Annotated in this window: 11 protein-coding genes, 2 rRNA genes and 1 pseudogene; 9 read left to right on the forward strand and 5 right to left on the reverse strand. The window is 63.8% G+C overall.

What is annotated here, in order from left to right; translation table 11 throughout:
• The 3 genes and pseudogenes from AB4Y44_RS32930 to AB4Y44_RS32940 form a co-directional block, all read left to right on the forward strand.
• Nucleotides 1-1,708, forward strand: a 23S ribosomal RNA gene (locus AB4Y44_RS32930); the annotation flags it as partial.
• Between the two features lie 209 nt (nucleotides 1,709-1,917).
• Nucleotides 1,918-2,031 (forward strand): 5S ribosomal RNA (gene rrf / locus AB4Y44_RS32935).
• 201 nt (nucleotides 2,032-2,232) lie between these two features.
• Nucleotides 2,233-2,337: pseudogene (locus tag AB4Y44_RS32940) on the forward strand (LysR family transcriptional regulator); the annotation flags it as partial.
• A gap of 23 nt (nucleotides 2,338-2,360) precedes the next feature.
• On the opposite strand, the gene AB4Y44_RS32945 reads toward AB4Y44_RS32940, so the two are convergent.
• The 4 genes from AB4Y44_RS32945 to AB4Y44_RS32960 all read right to left on the reverse strand — a co-directional run bounded on the left by AB4Y44_RS32945 (nucleotide 2,361) and on the right by AB4Y44_RS32960 (nucleotide 7,122).
• Complete coding sequence (locus tag AB4Y44_RS32945; RefSeq protein ID WP_368701888.1) at nucleotides 2,361-3,788, reverse strand: cytosine permease; 1,428 nt, start codon at nucleotides 3,786-3,788, stop codon at nucleotides 2,361-2,363.
• 128 nt (nucleotides 3,789-3,916) lie between these two features.
• Nucleotides 3,917-5,533 carry a phospholipase D family protein gene (locus AB4Y44_RS32950; protein WP_368701889.1) on the reverse strand — a complete coding sequence of 539 codons (1,617 nt, stop codon included), beginning with the start codon at nucleotides 5,531-5,533 and terminating at the stop codon, nucleotides 3,917-3,919.
• A 166-nt stretch (nucleotides 5,534-5,699) separates the two neighbouring features.
• Complete coding sequence (locus tag AB4Y44_RS32955) at nucleotides 5,700-6,005, reverse strand: hypothetical protein (RefSeq protein WP_342924680.1); 306 nt, start codon at nucleotides 6,003-6,005, stop codon at nucleotides 5,700-5,702.
• Nucleotides 6,006-6,258: 253 nt separating this feature from the next.
• Nucleotides 6,259-7,122, reverse strand: coding sequence for a LysR substrate-binding domain-containing protein (locus AB4Y44_RS32960; RefSeq protein ID WP_342924681.1), 864 nt, complete (start codon nucleotides 7,120-7,122; stop codon nucleotides 6,259-6,261).
• Between the two features lie 154 nt (nucleotides 7,123-7,276).
• On the opposite strand from AB4Y44_RS32960, the gene AB4Y44_RS32965 reads away from it, so the two are divergent.
• The 3 genes from AB4Y44_RS32965 (at nucleotide 7,277) to AB4Y44_RS32975 (ending at nucleotide 10,793) form a co-directional block, all read left to right on the forward strand.
• Nucleotides 7,277-8,914 carry a gamma-glutamyltransferase family protein gene (locus tag AB4Y44_RS32965; RefSeq protein ID WP_368701890.1) on the forward strand — a complete coding sequence of 546 codons (1,638 nt, stop codon included), beginning with the start codon at nucleotides 7,277-7,279 and terminating at the stop codon, nucleotides 8,912-8,914.
• Between the two features lie 91 nt (nucleotides 8,915-9,005).
• A complete protein-coding gene (locus AB4Y44_RS32970) occupies nucleotides 9,006-10,334 on the forward strand; it encodes an MFS transporter (RefSeq protein ID WP_368701891.1) in 1,329 nt (442 codons plus the stop codon).
• A gap of 210 nt (nucleotides 10,335-10,544) precedes the next feature.
• Entirely contained in the window at nucleotides 10,545-10,793 is a 249-nt protein-coding gene (locus tag AB4Y44_RS32975; protein ID WP_368701892.1) for a hypothetical protein, read from the forward strand.
• A 45-nt stretch (nucleotides 10,794-10,838) separates the two neighbouring features.
• On the opposite strand, the gene AB4Y44_RS32980 is transcribed toward AB4Y44_RS32975, so the two are convergent.
• Nucleotides 10,839-11,798, reverse strand: a complete 960-nt coding sequence (locus tag AB4Y44_RS32980) for a D-2-hydroxyacid dehydrogenase (RefSeq protein ID WP_342924685.1) — start codon at nucleotides 11,796-11,798, stop codon at nucleotides 10,839-10,841.
• Between the two features lie 348 nt (nucleotides 11,799-12,146).
• On the opposite strand from AB4Y44_RS32980, the gene AB4Y44_RS32985 reads away from it, so the two are divergent.
• From AB4Y44_RS32985 to AB4Y44_RS32995, 3 genes are read left to right on the forward strand one after another with little or no spacing between them, the layout of a single operon-like run.
• Nucleotides 12,147-13,337, forward strand: a complete 1,191-nt coding sequence (locus AB4Y44_RS32985) for a CoA transferase (RefSeq protein ID WP_342924686.1) — start codon at nucleotides 12,147-12,149, stop codon at nucleotides 13,335-13,337.
• A gap of 15 nt (nucleotides 13,338-13,352) precedes the next feature.
• The gene (locus AB4Y44_RS32990) at nucleotides 13,353-14,330 is read left to right on the forward strand and encodes a hydroxymethylglutaryl-CoA lyase (RefSeq protein WP_368701893.1); all 978 of its coding nucleotides are present in this window, start codon (nucleotides 13,353-13,355) and stop codon (nucleotides 14,328-14,330) included.
• A 13-nt stretch (nucleotides 14,331-14,343) separates the two neighbouring features.
• Nucleotides 14,344-14,736 (forward strand): VOC family protein, encoded by a 393-nt coding sequence (locus tag AB4Y44_RS32995; protein ID WP_342924688.1) that lies wholly within the window; start codon nucleotides 14,344-14,346, stop codon nucleotides 14,734-14,736.
• The last annotated feature ends 160 nt before the right edge of the window (nucleotides 14,737-14,896 follow it).

The following is a 14,896-nucleotide window of genomic DNA, read 5'->3' on the forward strand; positions in this document are numbered from 1 at the left end:
GCATGGTAGGAGAGCGTTCCGTAAGCCTGCGAAGGTGCGTTGAAAAGCGTGCTGGAGGTATCGGAAGTGCGAATGCTGACATGAGTAGCGATAAAGGGGGTGAAAGGCCCCCTCGCCGTAAGCCCAAGGTTTCCTACGCAACGTTCATCGGCGTAGGGTGAGTCGGCCCCTAAGGCGAGGCAGAAATGCGTAGCTGATGGGAAGCAGGTCAATATTCCTGCACCGACGTGAAATGCGATGGGGGGACGGATCGCGGAAGGTTGTCCGGGTGTTGGAAGTCCCGGTCCTTGCATTGGAGAAGGCGCCTTGGCAAATCCGGGCGCGGAATTCAAGGGTGCGAGGCCATGCTCTTCGGAGCAGAAGCAACTGGAAGGGGTTCCAGGAAAAGCCTCTAAGCTTCAGTTTCACGTTGACCGTACCGCAAACCGACACAGGTGGGCGAGATGAGTATTCTAAGGCGCTTGAGAGAACTCGGGAGAAGGAACTCGGCAAATTGGTACCGTAACTTCGGGATAAGGTACGCCCTGGTAGCTTGATGCGCCTGCGCGCAGAGGGTGAAGGGGTTGCAATAAACTGGTGGCTGCGACTGTTTAATAAAAACACAGCACTCTGCAAACACGAAAGTGGACGTATAGGGTGTGACGCCTGCCCGGTGCCGGAAGATTAAATGATGGGGTGCAAGCTCTTGATTGAAGTCCCGGTAAACGGCGGCCGTAACTATAACGGTCCTAAGGTAGCGAAATTCCTTGTCGGGTAAGTTCCGACCTGCACGAATGGCGTAACGATGGCCACACTGTCTCCTCCCGAGACTCAGCGAAGTTGAAGTGTTTGTGATGATGCAATCTCCCCGCGGCTAGACGGAAAGACCCCATGAACCTTTACTGTAGCTTTGCATTGGACTTTGAACCGGTTTGTGTAGGATAGGTGGGAGGCTGTGAAGTGTGGACGCTAGTCTGCATGGAGCCGTCCTTGAAATACCACCCTGATCTGTTTGAGGTTCTAACCTTGGTCCGTGATCCGGATCGGGGACAGTGCATGGTAGGCAGTTTGACTGGGGCGGTCTCCTCCCAAAGGGTAACGGAGGAGTACGAAGGTACGCTAGGTACGGTCGGAAATCGTGCTGATAGTGCAATGGCATAAGCGTGCTTGACTGTGAGACCCACAAGTCGAACAGGTGCGAAAGCAGGTCATAGTGATCCGGTGGTTCTGTATGGAAGGGCCATCGCTCAACGGATAAAAGGTACTCTGGGGATAACAGGCTGATACCGCCCAAGAGTTCATATCGACGGCGGTGTTTGGCACCTCGATGTCGGCTCATCTCATCCTGGGGCTGTAGCCGGTCCCAAGGGTATGGCTGTTCGCCATTTAAAGAGGTACGTGAGCTGGGTTTAAAACGTCGTGAGACAGTTTGGTCCCTATCTGCCGTGGGCGCTGGAAGTTTGAGGGGGCCTGCTCCTAGTACGAGAGGACCGGAGTGGACGAACCTCTGGTGTACCGGTTGTGACGCCAGTCGCATCGCCGGGTAGCTATGTTCGGAAGAGATAACCGCTGAAAGCATCTAAGCGGGAAACTCGCCTCAAGATGAGACTTCCCCGGGGACTTGATCCCCTTGAAGGGTCGTTCGAGACCAGGACGTTGATAGGTCAGGTGTGGAAGCGCAGTAATGCGTTAAGCTAACTGATACTAATTGCCCGTAAGGCTTGATCCTATAACAGGTGTGCCTCCCTCCCGCTGGGGAGAGAAGGGCGCACAGGTTGAGATCACGTGTCGGTCTACGTTAATGCTTCAGCATTTACGTAAAACCCACACTATGTGTGTTGTGCCTGAAACAACGCAACCCCAATTCAGCAGCACCCTCTTTACGCTTCTTCCCGATTGGCTGTGGCGCAGAACCCTGCGACGCAGCAACCCGTCATGCCTGATGACCATAGCGAGCTGGTCCCACCCCTTCCCATCCCGAACAGGACCGTGAAACAGCTCCACGCCGATGATAGTGCGGATTGCCCGTGTGAAAGTAGGTAATCGTCAGGCTCCTTATGCTGTAACGTCCAGAACCCCGGTGTCTCCGAAAGAGCACCGGGGTTCTGGCGTTTGGGCGTCGCAAATCCTGGTTTTACGCGCGACCGAAGATGGCCGAAATCCTGTTTGACCTGAAGAAAATCGGAGGCCATGGATCGTTCCTTCAGTGGCAGGATGTATTGATATGGAATACTGAATGACTGAATTTCGAGGAAGCGCGACACGCTGGCCGCCATGGCGCACCGTGAGGCCGGCGGCGTCCTTGAACTCGCAGTGATTCCGACATTCGCCACGCGCTGGCTGATTCCGCGTCTCCCGCTCTTCGCGCTGCGCCGCACGGGTCAATCCTGCTCGACCGGCAGGATCAGACGTTCCGGAATGACCGGCGGCGTGAGACGCATGGCGGCGTAGTAGAGCACGCCCGGCACGATCAGGCCGAGAATCCACGAGATGTCCGTGCCGCCGAGTGCGTCGACGAAGGGGCCCGTATAGAAGCTCGTCGAGATGAACGGCATCTGCACCAGCACGCCGAGCACGTAGATGCCGATCGCCTTGGCGTTCCAGCGGCCGTAGCGGCCATCGGGGTTCGAGAGCGCCGGCACGTCGTAGCGGGAGCGCGTGAAGCAGTAGAAGTCCACCAGGTTGATCGCGCTCCACGGCGTGAAGAACGCGAGCAGAAACAGGATGAACGCCGTGAATTCCTTGAGAAACGAGTGGCGGCCCGCGAGCGCGACGAGCGTCGAGACGCCCACCATGCCGATGATGTAGACGAAACGGTGGCGCGTGGAGATCGCGCGCTTCGCGCGAAACGCGCTCACGATCGTCGCCATCGACATGAAGCTGCCGTAGGCGTTGAGCGTGGTGACGGTGAGCTTGCCGAAGGCGATGCTGAAGTAGAGCATGGCGGCGACCGCGCCGCTCGCGCCGAGGCTCACGATATACGCCACCTCATGGTGCGCGAACGCATGGCCCGCTAGCGCGGCCGCAAACACGCCGAACACCATCGCCGCCTGCGCGCCGATCACCGAGCCGAGGCCGACGGCGAGGAACGTGCGCACGGGCGAAGTCGAGTGCGGCAGATAGCGCGAATAGTCGGCGACGTAGGGGCCGAATGCGATCTGCCACGAAGCCGAAAGCGACATGGAAAGCAGGAAGCTCGCGATCGAAAAATGGCGATTGGCCAGCAGCGCGCCGATATCGTGGTGCGCAAAGAGCTGCGCGAACATGAACACGAACGCGAGCACGCCGATCACGCTGGCGATGCGCCCGACGAAGTGAATCGAGCGATAGCCGAGCAGCGTCAGCACGACGATCAGCACGGCGAAAAGGCAGATGCCCGTCGTATCGGAAACGTCGAGCAGTTGCGCCGTGGCCTGGCCGGCAAGCACCGTGCCGCTCGCGGAAAAGCCGACGTACATGATGCAGACGAGCACGATCGGAATGGCCGCGCCGTAGACGCCGAATTGCACGCGGCTGGAGATCATCTGGGGCAGGCCGAGCTGCGGGCCTTGCGCGCCGTGCAGCGCCATGACCGTGCCGCCTATGAGTTGCCCCGTCAACAGCGCGACGAGCGACCAGAAGACGTCGCCGCCAAGCACGACGGCGAGCGCGCCGGTAATGATCGCGGTGACCTGCAGATTCGCGGAAAGCCAGAGCGTGAACTGGCTTAACAGGCTGCCGTGGCGCTCCGCCTCGGGGATGTAATCGATCGAGCGCGTTTCCAGGATCTTGCGGCCATCGGTTTCGAGGTTGGCGACGGATTCAGGCATGGCCACGGACGGCTCCGAACATCGGGGGGAAATACAGGGCGCCCGCGAGCCGCGGACGATGGGAATGTCCGCATGATCTTGTATAGACAACTTAGAAGAAATTGGGGATAACCCTGTCGATGCGTGGCTTACAAAAGCCACTCGACAGGCAGGATGGAGAAGAACCAGACGCTCAGGCGCTGGTTCCATGTGGTGTTGGGCTCGGTGTCGTAGCGGATGACCGTGTCGTCGGAAAGGCGCGTCCAGTAGAGCTTGCCGTTCTCATCGAGGTGCGCCTGCCAGGCGAGCTGCGGCACGCGCGTCCAGAACGCTTTTTCGATCTGGGTGGCGAGCACGGGGCTGTCGATCACGAGCCCGAGTTCGGTGTTGAGGTTGGCCGAGCGCGGGTCGAAATTCACCGAGCCGACGAAGACGCGCTCCGCATCCACGGCGAAGGTCTTCGCGTGCAGGCTCGAGCCCGTGCTGCCGAACGGTCCACTGCCTGCGCCTTTGCCCGCGGCTTTGTCCGAGCCCTTGCTCGCGCCCGCCGCGCGCCGCAGTTCGAACAGCTCCACGCCGCCTTCGAGCAGCGCCACGCGGCGCCGCGCGTAGCCGGAATGGACGGCGGACACATCGGTGGCTTCGAGCGAGTTCGTCAGCACGCGCACGGTCACGCCTTTGGCGGCGAGCTGGGTGAAGTATTGCGTGCCCACCTCGCCCGGCACGAAGTACGGCGAGACCAGATCGAGTTCGCGGTGCGGTTCGCCGACGATCTCGTGGAGCTGACTGAGGATGAGCGACTCCTTGGGCGCCGTGCCCAGCGCTTTCGCGGGGTCGTCGCTGACCAGTTGCGTCTTCGCCCATTCGAGCGGCAGCGTGCCGTCCAGCAGGCGGCGCACGTCGGTGGTCTTGCGCAGCGCTTCGATGTATTCCGCCGCGGACGGGTCGGTGCGCGCGGCAAGCGCCGCGCGATCGAGCGTGGCGAGTGCGTCGGGCGCCGTGTACGGCAGGATTTGCGACGCTGGGAATGACGACGCGCTGGCCCAGTAGCGGTCGAAGTCGTTTGCGACATCGGTGGCGGCGGGGCCGATCGCGAGCACGTCGAGGTCGGCGAACACGACGCCGTCGGTTGCGCCGAAATATTCGTCGCCGATATTGCGGCCGCCAAGAATGGTCGCCACGCCGTCAGCCGTGAGCGACTTGTTGTGCATGCGCCGGTTCAGCCGCGAGAAGTCGGTGAGAAAGCCGATGGCCTTGGGTTGGCGCGTGACGAACGGATTGAAGAGCCGAACCTCGATGTTGGGATGCCCGTTGAGCGCCGCGAGCGTGGGGTCGAGCGAGGACGGAATGCCGTTGTCGTCGAGCAGCAGGCGCACGCGCACGCCGCGGTCGGCGGCTTCGCGCAGTTCTTCGAGCAACAGCGTGCCGGTGAGATCGTTGCGCCAGATGTAGTACTGGACGTCCAGCGTACGCTGGGCGTTGCGCACGAGCGCCACGCGCGAGGCGAAGGCGTCGAGCGGGTTCGCGAGCGGGTCGATGCCGGTGAAGTCGGGATGGGTGGCGAGTTCGGCCGCTACGGCTTTGCCGAGTTGAGTCGATCGCGCTTCGGCTGACGTGAGCGCCGTGGTTTGCGTGCGCTCGCCGAGCGGGGGTAACTGCTGACACGCGGCAAGACCTGTGGCGAGCGCGATTGCGCATAGCGGCAACGCCTTGGCGCACAGTTTTTGCAACCCGTCTGCAGCAAGCGCGATGAGCGATCTTTGCATGGAGCGTTCGGTTTTCCGTGTCGATCCCGCTTCGAGGCGCGAAGCGCGGGGCTTCGCGAATGAGCGTGCAACGACGTCAGCTTACGCGATTGGCGTGGCGGGCACCACGCCAGGCGTACAAGCCCAGCGCCCTGGGCCCAGGAGCGAACGCGTGGGTGGCGCGAGCTTAGTGCGCGTCGAGCGCGGCTTGCGCGCGGGCGCGGGAGTCTTGCGCCGACTGGTTGCGCTCGGCCCTGGCGTCACGCGCTTCCTGGTTGAAGGTCTGGCGCGCCTCCGCTGTGCGGGCGCGCTGTTGCCGGTTGGCCTCGCGAACTTCCATGCGCTTCTGAACGATCGGGTCGTTATGCGTCACCGTGGTGGCGGGCTGACCTTCCTGGCTTGCCGGTGCGGGGGTCTGTGCAAACACCTGGCCCGCAAACAGGGCGCTGGCCACGATGGCGACGACGGCAACGGTGCGAGTTCTGACTTTCATGAGTTTCTCTCCGGCAAATAACTTTGGGTTGCTAATTAATTCTCGGGCTCGGGTAAGAGCGGGAGCGGGGCCTGTCGAGCGATCAGAGGCGGGTGGCCTCGTCTGCTCTTGTTTTCTGAGTTTTCATTTTACTTTCGAGTTGAGGCAGGTCAACCCGCGAGAGGTTCTAGCGACATGGCCGTGCGGCCGCGAAGCGCCTATTCATAGGCTATTGAGGAAATTGCATGACAGATGGTCGCAGTTGCGCGTTCTGTCACCGACGCAGCATGTCTGCAATCGTTTGTGTGAGCAACGTCTGCTTGTGCGCTTTCCGGTGAATCATCCCCACCGTGCGGATGAATGGCCGCCCGGGGAGCGGCACGAGCCGCAGATGCGGATCGCTCTGCCATTTGCCGCCTTGCAGAACGGGCAACACGCTCACGCCTACGTCATTGCGCACCAGCGAGACGATCGTTTCGATCGAGTTCAGCTCCAGGTATTCGAGCGGTTCGATGCCTAGCTCGCGCAACGCGTGGTCGATCACGACGCCCGTCGGCACGCGCCGGTCGAAGCGCAGAAAGCCCCGCTCGCGCAGGATGCGGCGCGCGTCGTCGCCGGGCGTCGCGCGGCTCGTCACGAGCATGAGCGGCTCTTCGTAGAGCGGCGACCACGCGAGCGACTCGTGAAGCGAACCGTCTGCACTGCCAACCACGACGGCGAGGTCCACTTCGCCGTCTTCCACCATGCGCGCCAGTTCGTTCGAGCGCGCCGAGGTGAGGCGTACTTCGAGTTCCGGATGGCCCGTTTTCAGATGCGCGACGGCCAGCGAAAGCGCGCCGATCACCGACACCACCGCGCCGATGATGATCGAGCCGCGCATCGTGTCGCCCGCGCTGGCGGGCAGCTCGTCGATCAGCGCAAGAATGTGCTCGACCTTCGCGCAGATCTCGCGGCCTTCGCGCGTGAGCGCGACCTGGCGCGCGCGGCGGTCGAAGATCTGCCGCCCGAGCGCTTCTTCGAGCCCGCGCATCTGCAGGCTCACGGCCGCCTGGGTGAGCGCCGTTTTTTCCGCCGCCGTGGCGAACGATCCACTGCGCGCGACGGCCTGCAAGGTGCGCAGCATGCGTAGGGTGAGCATGTAAATAAAAATTAAGTGTCGAGAATAAAATATTAATATTTTTTTGACTGATCCTTCAAGATAATCGATAGATCGACATGAGCCGTCCGCGCCGCAACTGAGTGCGGCCGTGCGCGTGCCGCTGCTTTCGTTCATTACCGGAATCCGGACTTCCATGACGCGCTTCAACTGGCAAAACCCCTATCCGACGCCGCGCCTGCCGGTGTTCGCCCGCAATATCGTTTCGACGTCGCATCCGCTTGCCGCGCAGGCCGGGCTGCGCATGCTCTGGAAAGGCGGCAATGCCGTCGACGCCGCCATCGCCGCCGCCGCTGCCATCACCGTGGTCGAGCCGGTGTCGAACGGCCTTGGCAGCGACTGCTTCGCGCTCGTGTGGGACGGCGCGAAGCTGCACGGCCTGAATGGGTCGGGCAATGCGCCGGCCGCATGGAGCGTCGATTATTTCCGCCGCAAATACGGCGAGGAAAACGGACTCGCGAAGCAGCCCAAACGCGGCTGGGACACGGTGACCGTGCCCGGCGTGATCGCGGGCTGGGAAGCGCTGCATGCGAAGTTCGGCAAGCTGCCGTTCGCGGACCTGATGGAGCCGGCCATCGAGATCGCGGAGCGCGGCCATGCGGTGGCGACCATCGTCACGCGCAAGTGGCAGGCGGCGATTCCCGAATTGCACAATCAGCCGGGCTTTGCCGACACCTTCATGCCGCGCGGCCGCGCGCCCGAAGTGAGCGAGCGCGTGTGCTTCCCCGGCCATGCCACCACGCTGCGGCGCCTGGCGGAACGCGGTCCGCGCGATTACTACGAAGGTGAACTCGCCGGGCGCATCGCCGCGTTTGCGCGCGAAGGCGGCGCGGCGCTCACGCTGGACGACCTGCGCAACTATCGCCCGGAATGGGTCGAGCCGATCGGCAAGAATTATCGCGGCTACACGGTGCACGAGATTCCGCCGAACGGGCAGGGCATCGCCGCGCTGATCGCGCTCGGCATTCTCGAGCAGTTCGACATGGGCGCGCTCGCGCTCGACAGCCTCGAATCGCAGCATCTGCAGATCGAGGCCATGAAGCTCGCGTTCGCCGACGTCTATCGCTACGTTGCCGATCCGCGTTCGATGGAAGTCACGCCCGAGCAGATGCTCGACGACGCCTACCTGAAAGAGCGCGCGAAGCTGATCGACCCGAAGCGCGCCACGCAGTTCGACTTCGGCATGCCGCGCTCGGGCGGCACGATCTATCTCTCCGCCGTGGACGAGCGCGGCATGATGGTGAGTTTCATCCAGTCCAACTACATGGGCTTCGGTTCGGGCGTGGTCGTGCCGGGCACGGGCATCGCGCTGCAGAACCGCGGCTGCGGCTTTTCGATGGACCCGGCATCGCCCAACGTCGTGGCAGGCGGCAAGCGCCCGTTCCACACCATCATTCCGGCGTTCCTCACTCAGCAGCTGGACGGCCGCCAGGAAGCGGTGATGAGCTTCGGCGTGATGGGCGGGGACATGCAGCCGCAAGGGCATCTGCAGTCGGTCGTGCGCATGCTCGACTACGGCCAGCAGCCGCAGGCCGCGTGCGATGCGCCGCGCTGGAAGGTCAATCGCGACTTCACGCTCGACATCGAATCGACCTTCAATCCGCAGACGGCGCGTGCGCTGCAAGGACTTGGCCACGAGATCAAGGGCATCGACGATCCGTACATGGACTTCGGCTCGGGCCAGTTCATCTGGAAGCTCGATCGCAACGATCCCGACCGCGGTTATGTGGCCGCGAGCGATACGCGCCGCGACGGGCTCGCCGCGGGTTTCTAGGCGGCGAGCAGCAATGGCCGCGAGCGGGAATGCCCCGCTCCCGGTTCACGACGAACAATGAGTAGACCAAACAATAATGGAGGAGACTGAGATGGAGACCGGTTCATCGGTAACGGGCGCGCCACTGAGCCGCGGCATGGTGCGCCGCATCGTGTTCTCCTCGTCGATCGGCAATGCGCTGGAGTGGTTCGACTTTCTCGTGTACGGCTACTTCGCGCCGATCATCGCGAAGCAGTTCTTTCCCGTGCACGACGAATGGCTCTCCACGCTGCTGGCGGTCGGCACCTTCGGCATTTCTTTTCTCATGCGTCCGCTCGGCGCGATCGTGCTGGGCGTCTACGGCGACCGCAAGGGGCGCAAGGCCGCGCTCACGCTGGCCATTGCGCTCATGATGGCGGGCACGCTCGCCATGGCGGTCATGCCGCCGTATGCGTCGATAGGCATCGCCGCGCCGCTCCTGATCCTGCTCGCGCGCCTCGTACAGGGCTTCGCGGTGGGCGGCGAGTTCGGCAGCGCGACGGCGTTCATGGTCGAGCACAGCCCCGCGAAACGCGGCTACTACGCGAGCTGGCAGTTCGCGAGCCAGGGCGCGGCGGCGATTCTCGCGGCGTCGTTCGGCGGCGTGCTCGCATGGTGGCTGCCGCCCGAGCAGCTGCAGACGTGGGGCTGGCGCGTGCCGTTCTTCTTCGGGCTCGTGCTCGGGCCCGTGGGCTGGTACATCCGCTCGCATCTGGACGAGACGCCTGAATTTGTCGCGAACCAGCAAGCGCGCAGCGAAGCGGATGCGCGCGCAACGAATGAGCCGGGGCTCGGGCGCCAATGGGTGAACCTGGTGCTCGCGGTGGGCATCGTTGCGCAGTCCACCGTCGGCGTGTACATCCTCCAGCTCTACATGCCGATGTACGCGGTGAAGCAACTCCACATGGCGGCGGCGACCTCGTTCGGCGTGGTCGTGCTCAACGGCGGCCTGCAGTTCGCGCTTTCGCCGGTGATGGGCGCGCTCTCGGACCGCATCGGGCGCATCCGCATCATGCTGACCACGTCGATCCTGCTCGCGGCGCTCACGTATCCCATGTTCGCGCTGCTGCAGCGGCACCCCACGCTCGGCTGGCTGCTCGTGCTCCAGGGCGCGGCGGGCATCTTCAAGGCCGCCTATTCGGGCCCGATGCCCGCGTTGATGTCGGAGATCTTTCCCGTGCGCGTGCGCTCGGCGGGGCTTTCGATCGCGTATAGCCTCGGCGTGACGCTGTTTGGCGGTTTCGCACCGACGATTGCCGAAGTGCTGATTCACGTGACCGGCGATACGCTCGCGCCCGCGTATTACGTCTCGCTTGCCGCCGTGATCTCGGGCGTTTCGCTTGCGATCGTCGGCTGGCGGACGATGCGGCAGGCTTCGATGCGCACCACGCTCGCGAGCTGACCATCCGAAGTCCGAACCGACCCGATTGTGATTGCGCCCGCAGAATCGCCCCGTAAAACAGGGTGTGAATGCGGGCGCGGTGTTTTTGTACGACGTCCTGGTGACTTCGCGTGGGCCTCGCTGAAGCGTCACGAAAGTGGTGATATAGTCGCCCCCTCACCGCCGTCCGGCGGGGCGAGCATTACGTTTTGTCAGGTTTCGGGAGAGTATATGGCAGTCGAATATCGTGGCTTTCGAGTCACTGTCGATGCGAAAGCAGACGCGACGGACACGCAATGGCTGTGCCGCGCGGTTATGGAAGGTGTCGACGCACAAGTGCAAACGGCCAGGCTGCCTTCCGTGGAGCTTGCGATTCCCAAGCTGAAGATCGATGTACTGATGGCGCTCAGCGTGGTCGAACAAACGGCGAAGCAGGCCGTCGACGAATGGTGGCACGCCAGGCAGCCGGAAATGGCCTGATGTTTCAGGCGCGGGCAACCCCGCTGCGGTTGCCGCGCCTCGCGCTCAACGCGCACTGACCCGGTTGCGCGGCTTGCCTTCGCAAAACGCCGCGATGTTTTCCACGAGTTGATCCGCAAGCGCCTGCATGGCTTCATCGCTCGCCCACGCAACGTGGGGTGTGAGAATGAACGCCGGATGCGAGACGATGGCCTGAAACGGATGATCGGCAGGCAACGGTTCCTGCGTCACGACATCGAAGCCCGCGCCTGAAATCGCGCCGCTTCGCAGGGCGTCCACCAGCGCCGCTTCGTTCACGAGTCCCCCACGCGCCGTATTGATCAGCAAGGGCCGCCGTTTCATGCGCGCGAATGCCTTGGCGTCGATCAGATCGCGTGTTTCCGTGGTGAGCGGACAGTGCAGCGTGATGATGTCGCCGGCTTCGAGCAGCGTGTCGAGCGGCACGTAGCCAGCTTGCGCGTCGTTGCGCGTTTTGCGCGCGGCGAACAGCACGCGCAGGCCCAGCGCGCGCCCCATTTGCGCAACGGCCTGTCCCAGCGCGCCGTCCCCGATGACGCCGAGCGTCGAACCCGCGAGATTGCGGATCGGAAAATCAAAGAAGCAGAACTGCCCCGCTTCGAGCCAGCGGCCCGCGCGCACGGCGTCGCGATAGGCAGCCAAGCTGCGGCGCAGCGCGAATATCAACGCGAACGTATGTTCCGGCACGCTGTTGCCGGCGTAGTCGCGCACGTTGCTCACGACGATGCCGCGCGCCGCGCAGGCGTGCAGATCCACGTTGTCCGTGCCCGTGGCGGCGACGGCGACCATGCGCAGGCGGGGCGCGCCAGCCAGCGCTTCGGCGCCGATGCGCGCCTTGTTCGTGATGACGATGTCGGCGTTGCGAATGCGCGCGGCGACCTCTTCGGGCGCGGTGTGCTCGAAGGTTTCCAGGGTGTGGTCGAACGGCAGCGGACGAAGCCGCGTCTGGGGCGCGAGCGTCGCGCGATCGAGAAAAACGACGTGCATGATGTCTGGCCTGAGCGAAAGAGGGGCAGTACGTCCATTGTCGCGCACTGGGTGCCGGGCTGGCTTGCTCGATCCGCCAACCAGGTTTCCGGTGAGGAAATTCGCAGCGACGCCGCGCCATAGGGGCTCGCGCAGCCTTTCCATTTGCTCAAGCCAGATTGAGCAAGCATCGATTATCAAAGGGTGCGGTCCGGTTCATCATGTCTCCCATAGTCAGTCGCAGACAGTCCGAAATAACCCCTTTCATGGGACCAGAGTAAGAAGCTTTGCATGGGATCAGAGTAAGCGCTAAAGCGCTAACTCTGATCGACAGCTTTGCCCCAACTCTGGTCGACAGGAGACACAGCCATGCCACGACCACTCGAAGGAATCCGCGTTCTGGAGCTCGGACAGCTCATCGCGGGTCCGTTTGCTGGGCGCATGCTCGCCGAATTCGGCGCGAGCGTCATCAAGGTGGAGCCGCCCGGCGTGGGCGATCCGTTGCGCAAGTGGCGCCTGCTGCACGACGGCACGTCGGTCTGGTGGGCCGCCCAGTCGCGCAACAAGGACTCCATCACGCTCGATCTGCGCACGCCCGAAGGGCAGGACGTGATTCGCCGTCTCGTGTCGGAAACCGACGTGCTGATCGAAAATTTCCGCCCTGGCACGCTCGAAGGCTGGGGCCTCGGCTGGGACGAACTCAGCGCGATCAATCCCGGGCTCATCATGCTGCGCGTCTCGGGCTACGGGCAGACGGGCCCGTATCGCGACCGGCCCGGTTTCGGCGTGGTCGCCGAAGCGATGGGCGGCCTGCGCCACCTGAGCGGGGAGCCCGAGCGCACGCCGGTGCGCGTGGGCATCTCGATCGGCGATTCGCTCTCCGCGCTGCATGGCGTGATCGGCATCCTGCTGGCGCTGCGCCACCGCGAGCAGCAGGGCGGACGGGGCCAGGTCGTGGACGTCGCGCTCTACGAGTCGGTTTTCAACATGATGGAAAGCCTGTTGCCCGAGTATTCGGTGTTCGGCGCCGTGCGCCAGCCGGCGGGCAGCAGCCTGCCCGGCATCGCGCCGAGCAACGCCTACCGCTGCAGCGACGGCAAGTACGCGCTGATCGCAGGCAATGGTGACAGCATCTATCGCCGCCTGATGGAGCTGATCGGCCGCGCTGACCTGGGCAACGATCCGGCGCTCGCGCAGAACGACGGACGCGTCGCGCAGGTCGAGCGCATCGACGCCGCCATCGGCGAATGGACCGCGCGACACACGCTCGACCAGGTGCTCGCGGCGCTCAACGAAGCGCGCATTCCGGCGGGCCGCATCTACGACGTCGCGGACATCGCGGCCGATCCGCATTACCACGCCCGCGGGATGATCGTGGACGACACCTTGCCCGACGGCACGGCGGTGCAGGTGCCGGGCGTGGTGCCCAAACTGTGCGGCACGCCCGGCACGATCGAGCGCAGCGCGCCGACGCTCGGCGAGCATACCGACACGGTGCTGGAATCGATAGGCGTGGACGCCGCAACCCGCGAAGCATGGCGCGCGCGCGGCGTGATCTGAACGGAGAACGGCAAGATGACGACTGGAAATAAGGACAACTTCAAGGGCAAGGTGCTGTATCTGAACGAAGTCGCGACGCGCGACGGCTTCCAGAACGAAGCCGCCTTCATCGACACTGACGACAAGATCGCGCTGATCGACCGCCTGAGCGCCTGCGGCTACGCGAAGATCGAAGTGACCTCGTTCACCTCGCCCAAAGCGATTCCCGCGCTGCGCGACGCCGAGGCGGTGATGCATGGCATCAAGCGTGTGCCGGGCGTCGTCTATACGGTGCTCGTGCCGAACGTGCGCGGCGCCGAACGCGCGCTGTCGTGCAACGTCAATGAAGTGAACCTCGTGATGTCGGTGAGCGAGACCCACAATCGCACCAACCTGCGCATGACGCGCGAGCAGTCGTTCGCACAGTTGCGCGACGTGATCGACGCGGTGCGCGGCACGGGCGTGGCGATCAATGTTTCGCTCTCCACAGCAATGGGCTGCCCGATGGAAGGCGACGTGCCCGTGGAGGACGTGCTCGGCTGGATGCAGCGTTTCGCCGAACTGGGCGTGCGGGGCGTCACGCTTTGCGATACCACCGGCATGGCGCATCCCGCGCAGGTGCGCGCGTTGTGCGAAAGCGCCGCGCAGGCGTTGGGCGCGCTCGAACTGACGCTGCACTTCCACAATACGCGCGGCATGGCGCTCGCCAACACGCTTGCGGCGCTCGATGCGGGCATCGTGCGCTTCGACGCCTCGCTCGGCGGTCTGGGCGGCTGTCCGTACGCGCCGGGCGCGAGCGGCAACGTGTGCACCGAAGAACTCGTGCACATGCTCGAACTCGACGGCTACGACACCGGCGTCAATCTCGCCGCCGTGCTCGATGCCGCCGCGCTGTTGCCCGGCCTGATCGGCCATGACGTGCCCAGCCAGATTCTCAAGGCCGGCCGCCGCCTCGACCTGCACCCGGTGCCGGAACAGGCGCAAGGCATGCCCGTACAACGGGCGCTCGCATGACAAGGAGCGAAGCATGGCGTTGATCGACCACCTCGACCACCTGGTGCTGACCTGCGTGGACCCCGAGGCCACGAAGCACTTCTATACAGAAGTGTTGCAGATGCAACTGGAAACCTTCGGCGCGGGGCGGCTCGCGTTTCGCTTCTGCAACCAGAAGATCAATCTGCACGTGCGTGGCGCGGAATTCGAGCCCAAGGCGCATGTGCCGGTGCCGGGCGCGCTCGATCTGTGCTTCATCGCCGCGGTACCGCTCGATGCGGTGATCGCGCATCTCGCAGAGAAGAACTGGCCGATCGTCGAGGGTCCGGTCGAGCGCACGGGCGCGACGCAGAAGATTCGTTCCGTCTATGTGCGCGACCCGGATCTGAATCTCATCGAAATTTCCGAGCTGATCCAGGCCGGTTGATCTCTCTCGCCAGTTTTCGCCGCTGAGCCGGGGGGCGCCGGTTCGGCGGCGAGCACGCCGGCCCGCGTGGCCGGCACGCGGGCGTGCATCGCAGCACGTCCGCCTCTCCATTCTCCGATCCGCACTTCCTCTCAGGCCCGCGATGCAGGACAATCGTCTC

The organism is Paraburkholderia sp. BR10937, from assembly GCF_040965695.1.
GTDB lineage: Bacteria > Pseudomonadota > Gammaproteobacteria > Burkholderiales > Burkholderiaceae > Paraburkholderia.